At 71.3% G+C, this 15,932-nt stretch carries 14 protein-coding genes; 7 read left to right on the top strand and 7 right to left on the bottom strand.

Going from position 1 to position 15,932, the window contains the following annotated elements:
* Positions 1-8: 8 nt before the first annotated feature.
* Entirely contained in the window at positions 9-500 is a 492-nt protein-coding gene (locus F3H10_RS07950; protein ID WP_149784244.1) for a DUF7311 family protein, read from the bottom strand.
* Positions 501-554: 54 nt separating this feature from the next.
* Positions 555-1,139, bottom strand: a complete 585-nt coding sequence (locus tag F3H10_RS07945) for a DUF7310 family coiled-coil domain-containing protein (RefSeq protein WP_149784243.1) — start codon at positions 1,137-1,139, stop codon at positions 555-557.
* Positions 1,140-1,213: 74 nt separating this feature from the next.
* On the opposite strand from F3H10_RS07945, the gene F3H10_RS07940 reads away from it, so the two are divergent.
* Positions 1,214-2,293, top strand: coding sequence for a tubulin/FtsZ family protein (locus F3H10_RS07940; protein ID WP_149784242.1), 1,080 nt, complete (start codon positions 1,214-1,216; stop codon positions 2,291-2,293).
* 58 nt (positions 2,294-2,351) lie between these two features.
* Positions 2,352-3,077, top strand: coding sequence for a phosphoglycerol geranylgeranyltransferase (locus F3H10_RS07935; protein ID WP_149784241.1), 726 nt, complete (start codon positions 2,352-2,354; stop codon positions 3,075-3,077).
* Between the two features lie 27 nt (positions 3,078-3,104).
* Here F3H10_RS07935 and F3H10_RS07930 read toward each other — a convergent pair whose 3' ends face one another.
* A complete protein-coding gene (locus F3H10_RS07930; RefSeq protein WP_149784240.1) occupies positions 3,105-3,737 on the bottom strand; it encodes a riboflavin synthase in 633 nt (210 codons plus the stop codon).
* 97 nt (positions 3,738-3,834) lie between these two features.
* On the opposite strand from F3H10_RS07930, the gene F3H10_RS07925 reads away from it, so the two are divergent.
* From F3H10_RS07925 to F3H10_RS07915, 3 genes are read left to right on the top strand one after another with little or no spacing between them, the layout of a single operon-like run.
* The gene (locus F3H10_RS07925; protein ID WP_149784239.1) at positions 3,835-4,215 is read left to right on the top strand and encodes a response regulator transcription factor; all 381 of its coding nucleotides are present in this window, start codon (positions 3,835-3,837) and stop codon (positions 4,213-4,215) included.
* A gap of 1 nt (position 4,216) precedes the next feature.
* Complete coding sequence (locus tag F3H10_RS07920) at positions 4,217-5,443, top strand: HEAT repeat domain-containing protein (protein ID WP_223174268.1); 1,227 nt, start codon at positions 4,217-4,219, stop codon at positions 5,441-5,443.
* Positions 5,443-7,581, top strand: a complete 2,139-nt coding sequence (locus F3H10_RS07915; RefSeq protein ID WP_149784238.1) for a glycosyltransferase family 2 protein — start codon at positions 5,443-5,445, stop codon at positions 7,579-7,581. The genes F3H10_RS07920 and F3H10_RS07915 overlap by 1 nt, the downstream gene beginning before the upstream one ends.
* Here the strand turns inward: F3H10_RS07915 and F3H10_RS07910 are convergent.
* On the bottom strand, positions 7,578-8,762 hold the full coding sequence (locus F3H10_RS07910) for a sensor histidine kinase (RefSeq protein WP_149784237.1): 1,185 nt from the start codon (positions 8,760-8,762) through the stop codon (positions 7,578-7,580). The genes F3H10_RS07915 and F3H10_RS07910 overlap by 4 nt on opposite strands.
* A gap of 115 nt (positions 8,763-8,877) precedes the next feature.
* On the opposite strand from F3H10_RS07910, the gene F3H10_RS07905 reads away from it, so the two are divergent.
* Entirely contained in the window at positions 8,878-11,256 is a 2,379-nt protein-coding gene (locus F3H10_RS07905) for a hypothetical protein (RefSeq protein WP_188127903.1), read from the top strand.
* A 33-nt stretch (positions 11,257-11,289) separates the two neighbouring features.
* Here the strand turns inward: F3H10_RS07905 and glmS are convergent, their stop codons facing one another.
* On the bottom strand, positions 11,290-13,113 hold the full coding sequence (gene glmS, locus F3H10_RS07900; RefSeq protein WP_149784236.1) for a glutamine--fructose-6-phosphate transaminase (isomerizing): 1,824 nt from the start codon (positions 13,111-13,113) through the stop codon (positions 11,290-11,292).
* A 1-nt stretch (position 13,114) separates the two neighbouring features.
* Complete coding sequence (gene glmU / locus F3H10_RS07895; protein WP_149784235.1) at positions 13,115-14,293, bottom strand: bifunctional sugar-1-phosphate nucleotidylyltransferase/acetyltransferase; 1,179 nt, start codon at positions 14,291-14,293, stop codon at positions 13,115-13,117.
* A gap of 191 nt (positions 14,294-14,484) precedes the next feature.
* Between glmU and F3H10_RS07890 the strand changes: the two genes are divergently transcribed.
* Positions 14,485-14,754, top strand: a complete 270-nt coding sequence (locus tag F3H10_RS07890) for a DUF7533 family protein (RefSeq protein ID WP_149784234.1) — start codon at positions 14,485-14,487, stop codon at positions 14,752-14,754.
* A 35-nt stretch (positions 14,755-14,789) separates the two neighbouring features.
* Here F3H10_RS07890 and F3H10_RS07885 read toward each other — a convergent pair whose 3' ends face one another.
* A complete protein-coding gene (locus F3H10_RS07885; protein ID WP_149784233.1) occupies positions 14,790-15,860 on the bottom strand; it encodes a BGTF surface domain-containing protein in 1,071 nt (356 codons plus the stop codon).
* Positions 15,861-15,932: the final 72 nt, after the last annotated feature.

Below are 15,932 nucleotides of genomic sequence, written 5' to 3'. Positions count from 1 at the left end.
AAGGCCGATCAACCGTCCCGAGCGACCCGGACCGTCGGCCCGTCGTCGTCGACCAGCCGCAGTTCGAGGCCGGTCTCGCCGCCCGGCTCGAGTTCGATCGGTGCGCCGTCGAGGGAGATCCCGATCGCGTCCGTCGGCGGCGCGATCGGGATCGACCGAACCGGACCGTGCCGGAGCCGATAGCGGAGCACCACGGAGTCGTCGGGGACGCGCCCCCCGACCACCGCGTCGGTTCGCGCCGGGTCCGCGAGCACGAGGCGGTCGATCGGGGCCGCGGCGAATCCGGTCGGCGCGGACACGACGAGGGAGGTTCGCGCGGCGAGGGACGGAAACTCGACGGCGACCGAGTCGGCCGTCAGCGCGCCGGCGACGCGTTCGATCCGATCCGTCTCCGTTCCGAGCCGCTCGACCGTCGTGTCCGTCCTGGCGTCCTCGAGCGCCGGCATCGAAACCGCGAGGAGCGCGACCGCGAGGAGGACCGTCAGGACGACGCGGATCACGGGTTCGCCTCCGCGGCAGCGGTCGTGCGGTCGCTCGCTTCACGCCGACCCCGCTTACAACGCTTCACGGAGCCGTTCCAGCGGACTCGCCTTTCCCTCCGATCCGTCGTTCGGCCCGCTTCCGGTCGCGCGATCGCCCGATCGCCGCTCCGTCGCGCTCTCGGATCCGGACCCGAACCGCCCGACGTTCGCCGCGAGCGATCGGCCGTCGGTCGACGGGTCGTCCGGGATCGCCGCGTCGAGCGCGTCGTCGCCGGGGATCTCGTCGGGCTCCGGAGCGTCGTCGTCGAGAGTTCCGCCGTCGTTCGGCGCCTCGAGGGTCGAAGCGGACCCGTCCCGGGCGGCCGTGGCCCTCGCGAGCGCCAGGTCGGCCCGGCGCTCGACCTCCCGGTTGACCGCGCGGATCGCGCCCGCGTACCCGCGGACGGCCTGCGTCGCCGCCTCGAGCTCCTCGATCCGGGTCTCGATCGCGTCGAGCCGCTCCGCGAGCGCCTCGCGTTCGGCGTCGGCCGTCACGCCGTCGGCGACTCCCGCGACGGACCGATCTGTCCCGGTGAGCGCGCGTTCGACCGCGTCGAGCCGCTCCTCGAGGCGGGCACGGTCGGGCGGCGATCCGGCGGCGTTCGTCTCGCTTGCCATGCCCCGGCTGGCCGCGGTTTCACACTTAAGCGGTCGGGGAAAGAGTATTACTGTCAGCGCCACATCGTGAATCCATGAAGGCCCTCCTCGTCGGCGTCGGACAGGCGGGCGGGAAGCTCGCGACCGCCCTCTCCGAGTTCGACGCGGAGATGGGGTTCGGTGCGGTCCGTGACGCGCTCGCCGTCAACACCGCCGCGGCCGACCTCGACCCGCTCCCGCTCGATACGGTGCTCATCGGTCAGTCCCGCGTGAGCGGCCACGGCGTCGGCGGCGACAACGAGCTCGGCGCGGAGCTGATGGACGAGGACTCGATCGAGGTGCTGGACGCGCTCGCCCCGCGGATGACCGCGGAGATCGAGGCGGTCGTCGTCGTCGCCGGACTCGGCGGCGGGACCGGCTCCGGCGGCGCACCCGTGCTCGTCCGCGAGCTCTCGCGGGTGTACGACGTGCCGGTGTACGCGCTCGGCGTGCTCCCCGGACGCGACGAGGGCGCGCTCTACCAGGTGAACGCCGGCCGGTCGCTGAAGACGCTCGTGCGGGAGGCCGACGCGACGATCCTCCTCGACAACGACGCCTGGCGCTCGGCGGGCGAGAGCGTCGAGGGCGGCTACGCCGCGATCAACGAGTCGATGGCGAAACGCGTCGGGCTGTTGCTCGCGGCCGGCGAGGCCACGGAGGGGGTCGGCGAGTCCGTCGTCGACACCAGCGAGGTCATCAACACGCTCCGGGCCGGCGGGATGGCGGCGGTCGGGTACGCCTCCTCGCCCGCGGCCGAGGACCCGGGAGAGAACGTCAACACGGTGACGAGCGCGGTCCGCAGCGCGGTGATGACCGGGCTCTCGCTGCCGAACGCCACCGACGCCGACGCCGGCCTCGTCGCGGTCGCCGGCGACCCGAACCGGATCTCCCGGAAGGGCGCGGAGAAGGCCCGAAAGTGGCTTCAAGAGGAGACGGGGTCGATGCAGGTCCGCGGCGGCGACTTCCCGCTCGACTCAGACCGACTCGCAGCCGTGGTGTTGCTCGCGGGCGTCGAGCGCTCGAAGCGGGTCGAGGAGTTCCTCGAGCGCGCCCGGCAGGCCGTCCGCGACGAGCCGGAGGCGAAACCGGACCCCGCGGCCGCGTTCCGGACCGACGAGCTCGACGATCTCATGTAACGCGCTTCGTCGGGACGCTTCCGCACCTTTTTGGTTCCCCCCGGAGGACAGTCGTCCGATGAGCAACCCGTGGGACGACTGGGACCACGTGCTGAAGATCGACCCCGACAAGGACCTGTGTGACGGGGAGACCTTCGAGGACGTGTGCCGGACCGGGACCGACGCGATCGAGATCGGCGGGACTCTCGACGTCACCGCCGAGAAGATGACGCGGGTCATCGACGCCACCGCCGAGTACGACGTCCCGCTCTACCAGGAGCCGTCGAACCCCGGCGTCGTCATCGACTCGCCGGCGCTCGACGGGTACCTGATCCCGACGGTGTTCAACGCCGGCGGTCCCTTCTGGATCACGGGCGCGCACAAGGAGTGGGTCCGCATCGACGACCTCGACTGGGACCGAACCCACACCGAGGCGTACATCGTGATGAACCCCGACGCCTCGGTCGCGGAGCTGACGGAGGCGAACTGCGACCTCGACGCCGACGACGTGGAGGCGTACGCGAAGGTCGCCGAACGGATGTTCGGCCAGGAGATCGTCTATCTGGAGTACTCGGGCACCTTCGGCGACGTCGAGAAGGTCGCCGCCGCCGGCGACGCGCTCGACGACGCCACCCTCTTTTACGGCGGCGGGATCTCGGACTACGAGTCGGCGAACGAGATGGCGGCACACAGCGACGTGGTCGTCGTCGGCGACCTCCTCCACGACGAGGGCGTCGACGCGGTCCGCGAGACGGTGAAGGGCGCGAAGGACGCGAAGGATGCAAAGGGCACGAAGGACGCCTGAAGCGCCCGAGACCGCCGAGACGCGGACCTAGGCGTACCCGTCCAGCATGTTCTCGACGTACTTCGCGATCACGTCGACCTCCAGGTGGACCGGGTCGCCGGCGGACTTCCCCGAGAGCGTCGTCAGTTCGTGCGTCGTCGGGATGATCGCCACGTCGAACTCGTCTCCGCACTTCTCGGCGATCGTGAGCGAGATCCCGTCGAGCGTCACGGAGCCCTTGTCGACGAGGTAGCGGCCGTGTCCCTCCGGGACCGAGAAGGTGAACCGCCAGTCCTCGCCCACCCGTTCGATCGCCCGTACCTCCGCCACCGTGTCGACGTGGCCCTGTACGACGTGGCCGTCGAACCGCCCGTCGGCGGGCATCGCGCGCTCGAGGTTGACCGCGTCGCCCGCGCGGAGGTCGCCGAGGTACGTCTTCGCGACCGTCTCCGCCGCGAGGAAGACCTCGAAAAAGGCCTCCGTCCCGGCGTCTCCGCCGTTTCGCCCGCCCGTTCCGTGTTCCTCGACGGTCAGGCAGACCCCGCTCACGCTTATCGACTGGCCGTGAGCGAGGTCGTCGAAGCCGTCGACCCCGTCGACGCCGATCCGCAGCCGGAGGCCGTCGGGCGTCTCGGTCCGCGTCCGGACGGTCCCGGTCCCCTCGACGATGCCGGTGAACATGCTCGGAACTGGGGCCGGCCGACGGATAGCCGTTCTGGGTTCGGACGCCGGCGCGCCTCCCGATACTCTCAAGTCGATGACTGTGTTTCTGTGTGACGTGTCCCGACCGGCGGTGATAGCTGACGACGACGAGGCGATCCGGTCGATCCTCCAGTACAAACTGTCGATGGCCGGGTTCGACCTCACGGTCTGTCACGACGGCCTCGAGGCGCGCGAGGCCCTCGATTCGCCCGGCGTGAACCCCGACGTCGTCGTTCTCGACGTGATGATGCCGCGACTGAAGGGGATCGACCTGCTCCGTGCGATCCGCCGGGGCGAGCTCGCGGTCGACCCCGACGTCCCGGTGGTCCTCCTCACCTCGCGCGGCCGCGAGGACGACGTGTTGACCGGGCTCGAGGCCGGTGCCGACGAGTACCTCACCAAGCCGTTCAGCCCGAACGAACTGCTGGCACGGATCGAGAAACTGCTGGAGGAGTGACGTGTACGTCCCCTCGTCGCGTCTCCTCGGCGGCTCGCTGTCGAACCCGCCGGTCGCGGCCGTCGAAGCGACGGATCTCCCGTCCCTCGTCGTCTCGTTCGGGCTCGTCGTCCTCGGATCGCTTCTCGTCTCGGCCGCCCTCATCACGGTCGGCTACTCGCTTCTCGCGGCGCTGCGTCGGCGGCGCCGCGAGCCGATCCGGGCGGACCTCCGCTCCGAACTCCTCGACCGACTGTACGGCTCCGAGGTCCCCGACTGGGAGCCGTGGGTCGCGTCGCTGTCGGCGGCCCGCCGCGACGAACTCGAGTCCCTGCTCGACGTGTACCTGCGCCAGCTCGACGGGAGCGACGCGGAACGGTTGGCTGGGCTCGGCGACGCGCTGGGCCTCCCGGAGCGGTCCCGCCGGGAGATACGCGAGGGCGACTACTGGGACCGGCTTCACGCGCTGACCTGGCTCGCCCTGCTTCGGGATCCGCCCGCTCGCGACCTGCTCGAGACGCACTGTACCGACACGCCGCGCGAACGGGCGGCGGCCGTCCGGATCCTGTACGCGAGCGACGCGCCGGACCTCGCGTCGACCGGCGTCGACCTGCTCCTCGGCGACGACCCGTCCGCGTTCTCGGTGTTCGGGATCGACACGCTGTACCGGGTCGGCGAGGCCGATCCCGGGCCGCTCTTCGACCGGGCGGCGGCCGAGTTCGACGACTGGGAGCCGGCGCTCCAACAGCAGGTGCTGTCCGTGACGGGCCACCTCCACACGGTCGTCGGCGACGCCGACCTCTCGTGGGTCCTCGAGGCGGTGTCGAACCCGGAGGAGCGGGTGCGGGTCGCCGCCTGGCGCGCGCTCGGCGCGTACGGCTGGAACGCCCCGTTGCGGTCCGGGATCGATCCGACCGCGGTGGGCGAGGACCCCTCTCCGATCGTCCGAGCGAGCGCCTATCGGCTCCTCGGCGCGTGGGGCGACCCGGAGGCGCTGTCCGCGCTCCGGACGCTCGCGGCCGCGGAACCCGACGGCCGGACCCGCGTCGTGGCGGCGGAGGCCGCGCTGTCACACCGCGGCCGCGGGGGCGTCCGATCGGTCGAATCACCGGACGGCCACGAGAGTGCGTACCCCGCCGAGTTCGAGGACGCGTGGGCGTGGGCGGCCGAACACGCCCGGTTCGACGACCTCGCGCGCGAGATCCCCGATCGGGGGACGGTCACGCGCGGTCGGGAGGGGTTTCCGTGATGACGACGCTCGAGGACCTCGCGGTCGCGCTGGTGGTCGGCTCCGGCGCGTTCATCGTCGGCTACTACCTCCTCGTCAACCTCGGCTACCTCCTGATCCACGTCCTCGCGCTCTTCGAACTGCGTGACAGCGTGCGCGAGTCGGAGTGGAACCCGCCGTTCCGGCCGTTCGACAGCCCCTTCTACCCCGGCGTCGCGATGGTCGTCCCCGCGTACAACGAGGCGGCGACCATCGTGGAGAGCGTCCGGTCGATGCTGGCGCTGAACTACCCGGACCAGGAGGTGGTCGTGGTCAACGACGGCTCGACGGACGCCACGATGGACCGGCTCCGCGAGGCGTTCGAGTTGGAGCGGATCGACGCGGCCCTCCCTTACGACGTGCCCGCCGAGCCGATCCGCGGGGTGTACCGCTCGACGCGACACGAGGACCTGTTCGTCGTCGACAAGGAGAACGGCGGGAAAAGCGACGCGCTCAACGCCGGACTGTGGCTCACCGACCAACAGCTGTTCTGTGCGGTCGACTCCGACACGGTCATCGACCGCAACGCCCTGTTACAGATCGTCCGCCCGTTCCTCGAGGAGCCGGAGAAAGCGGTCGCCAGCGGGGGAACGATCCGGGTCGCCAACGACTGCGTCGTCGAGGACGGCGAGGTCCAGGAGATCAACCTCCCGAGGACCGGGCTCCCGGGGATCCAGGTGATGGAGTACCTCCGCGCGTTCTACTCCGGTCGGCTCGGGTTGAGCCGGCTCAAGGGGCTCGTGCTCATCTCGGGAGCCTTCGGCGTCTTCCGAACCGACCGCGTCCGCGAGATCGGCGGCTACCGCCACGACACGGTCACCGAGGACTTCGACGTGGTCGTCCGGCTCCATCGGTACCTCTCCGACGAGGACGTCGAGTACACGGTCGACTTCCTCCCGGAACCGGTCGCGTGGACCGAGGTGCCGTCGGACCTGCGCACCCTCGGCCGCCAGCGGCGCCGCTGGTACCGCGGGATGCTCGAGACGGTCGTCGCCAACCGGGGGGTGTTCTTCAGACGACGGTACGGGCGCGTCGGAACCGCGATCCTGCCCTTCTTCACCGCCGCGGAGGCGCTGGGACCGCTCATCGAGGGGTTCGGCTACGTCCTCCTCCCGCTCGCGTGGTACTTCGGCATCCTGAACGTCGAGTTCTTCCTCGTCTTCCTGCTTCTCACGGTCGGCGTCGGCGTCTTCCTCTCGTGGTTCGGCGTGTTCAGCGAGGTGTGGAGCTTCAACCGCTACGAGGACCCGAAGGACGTGCTCCGGCTGCTGTGGTACGGCGTCCTCGAGAACTTCGGCTACCGCCAGTGGAAGACGGCGGTCGCCTGGCACGGGCTCGTCGAGTTCCTCCGCGGCGAGAAGTCGTGGGGCGCGATGGAGCGGCGCGGGTTCGGCGGCGCGGGCACCCCCGCGGCGGCCGCCGACCCGCCGGACGTGACGGCCTCGACGGCGGCGGGCGCGGACGACCCGGACGGGGGGTTCGCGTGGATCGACCGGTTCGCCGACGACCTCCCCGACGGCGACCCCATCGACGCCGCCGGGTTCGCGTGGATCGACGAACTCGTCGAGGAGCCCGGCACCGACGGGATCCGCTGGATCTCCCGGATCGCGGGGGTGGAGACGGAGTCGTCCGCGGCGGTGTCGTCGTCCGTGGAGACGGAGTCGTCCGCGGCGGAGTCACCCGCGGGGATCGTCGGCGCCACCGCCGGCGGCTTCCTCCGGACTCCGGACCCGGGCGCGGGACTCGACGACGGCGGGTTCGTCCGGACCGACGACTTCACCGAGGGAGTCGGGAACGGCGGGTTCGTCTGGACCACGGACCCCTCAGAGGGCGCGGGCGACGGCGGCTTCGTCCTGCTGTTCGGTGCCGACGACGACCCCGCATCCGGCCGGATCGTCGCGACGACGGACTTCTCGCTCGGGGTCGGCGACGGCGGGTTCGTCTGGACCACGGATCCGAGCGACGGAGTGGGAGACGGCGGCTTCGTCTGGACGCGCGAGTTCGACGACGGAGAGGGTCGGGAGGGCTACGTCTGGATGGTCGACGGGACGGGACCGGCGGACGGCGGGGTGGAACCCGTAGACAGCGGAGTGGATCCGCCGGACCACGCCGACGACTAGTCGTCCAGTTCCTCGTGGACCGGCTCCGCGGCGTTGAGGTCGCTCACGCGGAAGGCGGTCCCCTCGGCCGAGCTGTCGACCGTCAGGTCCCACCCGTGCCCGGAGACGACCCGGAGGAGGACCAACAGCCCGAGCCCGAAGGACTTGACGTTCTCGGCGTCGGCGTCGGCGAGCGCGGCCTCGACCGCCGGCGGCAGTCCGGGGCCGTCGTCCGCGACGACGAACTCGTGGTCGTCGCCCGAGACGGTCACCGAGACGTCCGGACCGCCGTGTTCGACCGCGTTGCGGAACAGGTTCTCGAGGAGCCGCTGGAGCCGCTCCGCGTCGGCGAGGACGGTCGTTCCTGGCTCGATTTCGACCGACAGCGCCGCGTTCCGGGTCCGGACCGTCTCCCAGGCGTCGCGGACGATCTCCTCGAGGTCGACGCTCGCGCGCTCGCCCACGTCGGCCCCCTCCTTCGCCAGTATCAGACACTCGGCGATCATGGTCTCCATGCGGCCGAGCGAGCTCCGGACCCGCGAGAGGAACGCCGCGGTCTCGCCGGTCGCCTCCTCCCGTGCGAGCTCCGTGAACCCGATCGCGCCCGCGAGCGGGTTCCGGAGGTCGTGTGCGATTATCCCGGCGAACTCGTCGAGCCGGTCGTTCTGTTCGCGCAACTCGGCGTAGTGTTTCTCGCGTTCGAGCTCGTGGCCGACCCAGTCCGCGAGCACCGAGACGAAGTCGCGCTCCTCGTCGGCGATGGACTCCGATCGGGGCTCCTCGTCGGAGAAACACAGCGTCCCGTACGTCTCCCCGTCGATCTCGACGGCTGCGCCGACGTAACAGCTCAGTCCGGTCGTCTCGCGTGCCCGATCGTCGCGGTAGGGGCTCTCGGCGGCGTCGGCGAACCCGATCGGCTCGCCCGTCCCGACGACGTGGCGACACCACGTCTCCGACAGGTCGACGACGCCCCCCTCGGCGTACGGCCCGGACTCGATGTTCGTGTTGACCACCTCGTAACGGCCCTCGCCGGTGTACGAGAGGACGCCGTTGTCGACGCCGAGGTACTCGCGGCCGACGTCGATCGCGCGGCCGATCCGTTCTTCGGTCGTGTAGTCGGCGTCTGCCAGCCGGAGGAGGCTCTCGAACGGGTGGATTCGATCGGAGTCGTCGTGATCGTCGTGGTCGGGATCGGTGTTCATGGTCGGACGGGCGGACCGTCGCCGCCGACTTGTCGACGACGGCTGAAAAAACGAGGCGTTCCCCGACGCCTCGTCCCGGGATCAGGGTTTTATCGTCCAAGCGAGTGGGATCCCCGTGCACAGACGCGCGTTCCTCGGAACGGTGGGGGCGGCCGGCGCGGTCGGGACCGCCGGATGCGGGTTCCGCGCCGGGACGGACGGCGACGGGGGCGGAACCGACGAGGGGAGTGCGGACGGAGCCGGTAGCGGGAACGGCGACGACGAGTCCGGAGACGACGCCCGACCGGACGGCCCCGACCGGCGCTTCCGCGTCGGCGACGACGGCTTCGAGGTCTCCGTCGACGGCGGGCCGTTCGCCGAGTTCGTCCCCCGCGGGGTGAACCTCGGGATGGCCAAACCCGGACGCTTCCCGGGCGAGGCGGCGATCACCCGCGCGGAGTACGACCGCTGGCTCGCCGCGATGGGGGAGTTGAACGTGAACGTCGTCCGGGTGTACACGGTCCACCCGCCGGCGTTCTACCGCGCGCTCGCCGCCCACAACCGGGAGAATCCGGACCCGATCTACCTCCTCCAGGGCAACTGGATCGGCGAGGAACACCTGATCTCCGCCGGCGACGCGTTCGTGCTCGCCGAGGAGTTCGACCGGTCGCTCCGTCGGGCCGTCGACGTCGTCCACGGCGCGACGACGATCGACCCCGAACCCGGCCACGCGAGCGGGACGTACGACGCCGACGTGAGCGACTCCGTCCTCGGCTACGTCGCCGGGATCGAGTGGCCGCCGACCGTGGTGCGGGAGACGAACCGGTCGAACGAGCCCGGCGCGTACGACGGCGAGTACCTCTCCTCGACCGTCGACCGTCCCTTCGAGCGCTGGCTCGCCGGGCGGCTCGACCGGGCGGTGGCCCACGAGGTCGAGGCGTACGGGGTCGGGCGGCCCGCCGCGTTCACGAACTGGGTGACGACCGACCCGCTCTCACACCCCTACGAGCCGTTCGAGACGGAGGACGCGGTCACCGTCGACCCCGACGCCGTCGTCGCGACCGACGCCAACGACGCGGGCACGTTCGCGGCCTACCACGTCTACCCGTACTACCCGCCGCTTCTCAACGAGACGCCCGAGTACGCGAACTACGTCGACCATCGCGGCGAGGCGAACGCCTACGCCGGCTACCTGAACGACCTCGTCGGTGCCACCGGCCACCCGCTCGTGGTCGCCGAGTTCGGGGTCCCCTCGTCACGCGGGATCGCCCAGCGACACGTCCACGGACGCGACCAGGGCCGCCACACCGAAGAGGAGCAGGGCGAGATCGTCGCGGCGATGTACGAGGACCTCCGCGAGGTCGGCGCGGCCGGGGGGCTCGTCTTCAGCTGGCACGACGAGTGGTTCAAGCGGACGTGGAACCTCGCCGACCTCTCGGACCCGAACCGCCGGCCGGAGTGGTCGAACGTCCAGACGCCCGAACAGCGGTTCGGCCTGCTCGCGTTCGATCCGGCGAACGCGGTCCCCCTCGACGGCTCCGGAGGCGCGTGGACCGACGCGACTTCGGCGACGCCGGCCGGCTCGCCCGCCCCGATCGGCGACGGCGACGACGCCGGGAACGATGCCGCCGCCGGCGACCGCGAGCTAACCGCGCTCCGGGTCACGAGCGACGCCGCGTACCTCTCGATCCGACTCGAGTTCGCGGACCTCGGCGGCACGGCCGGAGAGAGCGCCGACGGCGGCGTCGACTGGGACCGGACCAACTACCTCGTCACGCTCGGCCTGACCGGTCGCGACGGAGTCGAACTCCCCTACGGCGTCGACGCGACCTCGGCGTCGACCGACTTCGTCGTCCGGCTCGGCGGTCCCGACGACTCGCGCGTGACGGTCCACCCCCGATACGACGCGTTCGCGTACCTGTACGGCGCGGAGGCGGGACTGGACCTCTCGCGGTATCGCGACCCCGAACCCGGCGCGTTCGCGCCCGTTCGAATGACGATCAACCGCGGGTACACGGTCCCGCCGACCGGCGAGCGGGTTCCGTTCCAGTCGGTCGAGACGGGCGCGCTCCGCTACGGGAACGGCAACCCCGACTCCCCCGAGTACGACTCGCTCGCGGACGTCCACGTCTCGCCGGCGACCGACGCGGTCGAGGTCCGGCTCCCGTGGCTGCTCCTCAACGTCGCGGACCCGAGCCGCCGGCGGCGACTCGGCGACCTCTGGGCCGACGGGGTCGACGCGTACGAGCCGTTCGAGGCGATCGACGTCGCCGCCGCCTCCTACGTGCCGGCGGGTGGCGAGGACGACGCCGAAGCACCCGGATCCGCCGCGCCGATCGACTCGACGCCGACGAACCTCGCGCACGCGGTTCCCGGGATCGAGGGCGACCGACTCGACGCGGTCGGGTACGTCCCGCCGACCTGGGACGAACCGGCGTACGACGAGCGGCTCAAGGAGTCCGCCGACCGCCTTCGGGAGGTCTTCGGCCGGGAGGCGTCGGCGCCCGACGAATGACCCGGGAAGTGACGCGACGACTCCCGCGACGGCTCACTCCACGGTGACGCTCTTCGCGAGGTTGCGCGGCCGGTCGATCGGCCGCCCCTTCTCGTCGGCGACGTGGTAGGCGAACAGCTGCCAGTAGACGTTGGCGACGAGCGGCTCCAGCGCGCCGGTGACGGGAACGGGCAACTCGACGTCGAGGTACGTCGAGTCGGCCGCCGCCTCGCCGTCGCCGTCGGCGGTCGCCGCGCCGATCACCGGCGCGCCGCGCGCCTGGACCTCCTTGACGTTGTTCAGCGTCTCGGTCGGTCGGGAGCCGTCGGTCAGCAGCGCCAACACGGGGGTGTCCTCGGTGACGAGCGCGAGCGGCCCGTGTTTCAACTCGCCGGCGGCGAACCCCTCGGCGTGGTCGTAGGAGATCTCCTTGAGCTTCAACGCGCCCTCGAGCGCCACCGGGTGTCCGAGCTTCCGGCCGACGAAGAAGAACGCGTCGCTGTCGGCGTACTCGCGGGCGACCTCCCGGACCCGGTCCTCGCGGTCGAGGACGCCCTGGACCGCGTTCGGGAGCTTCCGGACCGACTCGAGCAGTTCGCGCGCCCACCCGTACGACAGCGACCCGCGGGCGCGGCCGACGTGGACCGCGAGCAGCGTGAGCGTCGCCACCTGGGAGGCGAACGTCTTCGTCGCGGCCACGCCGATCTCCGGGCCCGCCCGGATGAACACGCTGTCGTCGGTCTCGCGGACGATCGTGCTCCCGAGCGTGTTGGTGACGGCGAGCGTCCGCGCGCCGGCGCGTTTCGCCCGCCGGATGGCCGAGAGCGTGTCGGCCGTCTCGCCGCTCTGGGTCACCGCGACCACGAGCGTCCGCCAGGGGTCGCGGCCGCCGTCGAACTCGTACTCGCTCGCGACCTCCACGGTCGTTCGGACGTCCACGACCGACTCGAGGAGCTCCGCCGCGTACCGCCCCGCGTAGTTGGAGGTGCCGCAGGCGACGATCTGGATCTCCTCGATGGAGTCGATGTACTCGGCGGGGAGGTCGACCTCGATGTCGACGGTCCCGGCGTCGGCGTCGATCCGCCCGGAGATCGTCTGTCTGAGCGCCCGCGGCTGCTCGTGGATCTCCTTGAGCATGTAGTGGTCGTAGCCGCTCTTCTCGGCGGCGTCGGCCTCGTACTCGAGCTGCTCGATCGCCGGGTCGACCGCCTCGCCGTCGCGGAACAGCGAGAGCCCGTCGTCGCCGACCACGGCGAAGTCGCCGTCCTCGATGTAGGTCACCTCGCGGGTGTGCTCGAGGAAGGCGGTCACGTCGCTGGCGAGGAACGTCCCGTCCTCGGCGTGGCCGACGACGAGCGGGCTGTCGCGGCGGGTCGCGTACACCTCGTCGACGCCGGCGATCGTCACGACCACCGCGTAGGTCCCCTCCAGCCGGTCGACGGCGGCCTCGACCGCCGCCCGCGGCTCCGCGCCCGCGTCGAGCTCCGCCTCGATCAGGTGCGGGACGACCTCCGTGTCGGTGTCGCTCGTGAACTCGTGGTCCGAGAGCTCCTCGCGCAACGCCTCGTAGTTCTCGATGATCCCGTTGTGGACGACCGCGACCCGGCCGGTACAGTCCGTGTGCGGGTGCGCGTTCTCGTCGGTCGGCGGGCCGTGCGTCGACCACCGGGTGTGGCCGATCCCCCGCGTGTGGTCGGTCGACTCGGGGAGGATTCCCTGGAGCTCGCTCACCTCTCCGGACTTCTTGTACACCGAGAGCGCGTCGTCGGTGAGCGCGACGCCCGCGGAGTCGTACCCGCGGTACTCCAGGTTCGAGAGGCCCGAAGAGAGGATCGGGAGGGCGGGGCGGTCGCCGACGTAGCCGATGATCCCACACATGTTACCCCCTCCGTACCGTCACGCCGTCCTCGATCCGCCCGCTCACCGACGCGCCGTCGCCGACGACGGCGTCGTTGCCGAGGACGGTCCCCGGCGAGAGCGCCGCCGCGCCGCCGACGGTCGCGTCGTCGCCGACGACCGCGCCGAGGCGCACGCCCTCGTACAGCTCGCCCGCGACGGCGACGGTCGCGGTCCCGCCCCGGACCGTGGCGTTCGCGCCGACGTCGGCACCCGCGCCGACGATACAGTCGCGGACCACCGCGCCGGCCTCGACGGTCGCGTCCGGGAAGACCACGGAACGCTCGACGGTCGCGTTGGATTCGATCCGGGCGTTCTCGCCGACCGTCGTCCCCGCGCCGACGACCGCGCCGCGGCCGACGGACGCGGTCGAGGCGACGACGCAGCGGTCGTCGACGCCCGCGCCGGGCGCGAGCGTCCCCTCGACGGCCCCGCCGTCGCGGTCGAGCACGTCGTCGGTGACCGCGAGCAGGTCCCAGAGGTACGAGACGTCGTGCCAGCCGCCGTCGTACCTGACGGCACGGACGCCGCCGTCGTCGATGAGCCGCTCGACGGTGTCGGGCAGCTCGTACTCGCCCTCCTCGGACGGTCGGGTGTCGCGGATGGCGTCGAACACCGCGGGGGTAAACGCGTACACGCCCGCGTTGATGACCTCGGAGTCCGCGCCCTGCCGGGGTTTCTCGACTATGGTCTCCACGCGGCCGTCACGGACGGTGACGACCCCGTAGGCCCGCGGCCGGTCGCTTCGGGTCACCGCCATCGCGCCCGCGGCGTCGCCGTCGGCGAGCGCCTCGCGGACGTCTTCGACCGCGGACGGCTCCACGATCCGGTCACCGTTCAACACGAGGAACGGCCCGTCGACGAGCGGTTCGGCCTGCGAGACCGCGTGTGCGGTACCGAGCCGCTTCTCCTGGGTCACGTATCGGATCGAGACGTCCCAGTCGTCGCCGTCGCCGAAGTGAGTCTGGATCCGCTCGCGCTCGTAGCCCACGACGAGGACTATCTCGTCGACGCCGGCCGTGCTCGCGGCCTCTATCACGTACTCGAGGAGGGGCTTGTTGGCGACCGGGACCATCGGCTTCGGCCGCCGGTTCGTCAACGGACTCAGCCGTCGCCCCGCGCCGGCGGCGAGGACGACGGCGGTCGTCGGTCGGTCGGACATGTCGGACCGGAAACGTCCGACCGACTTGAAGGGTGGTGTTCGCCGACCCCATGAATCGTTCCCTCGGCCGAGTCGGTAGAGGTCCGCAAACCGATCCATCCACTCGAAGAACGATCGTCCACACGAGGTCCCGTCCGAACGGAAGGCACCAACAGAGCCGTTTATCCGGGCCGAGGGGATAGGGGAGCCACATGAGTCTCGGGCTGTTCGACATGATCGGGCTGGCGGCGTCGCTGGTGTTCGCGCTGCCGCTCGCGAACTACGCGATCGTCCGGCTCCTCGCGGGCGAGGTCGCCCTCGGCGGCGGGCTGCTCGTCGTCGCCGTCGCGATGGTCGTGTTGCCGCAGTACTTCCTCGACCCCGGTCGGATCTTTCGTGGACTCGTCCGCGGGCTCCTCCCGCGGCAGCTCCGCGACGACGACGCGGAGTCGGGGTCCGACGGCGACCCCGTCGAGAAGTAGTTCAACGGGGATCCGAAAACCCGCGGGCGACCGACCTACGCGCGCCGCCGGTTCGCGACGAGCGCGGTCGCACACAGCGCGAGCACGGCGACGACGACGCCGAAGCCGGGGACGCTGGTGTCGGTTCCGTCGTCGGAGCCGCCGTCACCGGAGCCGTCGTCGGCGCTGCCGGTTCCGCCGTTCCCGCCGTCCTCACCGCTCTCCTCGACGCCGATCGACTCGTCGACGATCAGGACCTCGTGCTCGTTCTCACCGTCGAGCCCGTCGTTCCCGCGGACCGTCAGCGTCGCGCGGTCGCCGTGGCTCGCCCGGCTCAGGTCGAACGTCGCGGTCGCCTCGCCGTCCTCGACCGTCGGCTCCGCGGTCTTGATGTACGCGGGAGTCGCGTCCCCGGTCGACCGGATCCGGAGGGTCACGGTCTCCCCGTCCGCGAGGTCGACGGGAACGCTTACGTCCGTCTCGGCCGGCTCGACGACCACGTCGGCCGCCTCGACGTCAGACTCGGTGACGACGGCCGGATCGCTCGATCCGTCCGTCGAATCGTCGTCCGCCGACTCGCCTTCGTCGCCGTCACCGGACCCGTCTCCCGTCGATGCGGGTTCGACCATCAGCGTCCCGACGTCGTCCGGTTCGTCGCCGTCGGTGGACACTTCCACGTCGTAGGACCCGGGCGCGATGGGTTCCTCGAGGCCGGTCTCGTCGTCGATCGAGACCGAGGCGTCGCCCTCGGCGGTCAGGGGCGTCCCGCCTCCACCCGTCTCGGCGTGATCGAGAACGAGCGACGTGGTGCCGTCGTCGTCCGGAGTCACCGTCGCGTGGAGCGCGTATCCGGTGTCGGACTCGTCGCCGATCGCGATCGAGAACTCGTCGACGCCGTCGGTCTCGACGCCGATGGCGGCGGTGCCGTCCTCGCTCACGGAGACGATCGACGCGTCGAGGCTGGCGGTGCCGTCCGCGGCGGCGGTCCCCGCGAACGCGCTCCCGACGAGCGCGACCCCGACCACCGCGAGCGCGGCCACGAGGACCGTGGCCGCGGCCGGGAGCAGTTTTCGCACGATGCGTCCGCTCGATTCGGCCTCGTCGGCCGTGGAGGGCTGCGTCGGCATGTGTTCCGACGATCGGAGGGGGAGGACATAGGACCGCTGATGACTCAAACGACCATCGTAGCTATCGACGGC

The sequence above is a fragment of the Halorubrum aquaticum genome (assembly GCF_900113615.1).
Lineage (GTDB): Archaea > Halobacteriota > Halobacteria > Halobacteriales > Haloferacaceae > Halorubrum > Halorubrum aquaticum.
Note: the sequence above shows the minus strand (reverse complement) of the source record. Positions and strands in the feature narration are given on the sequence as shown.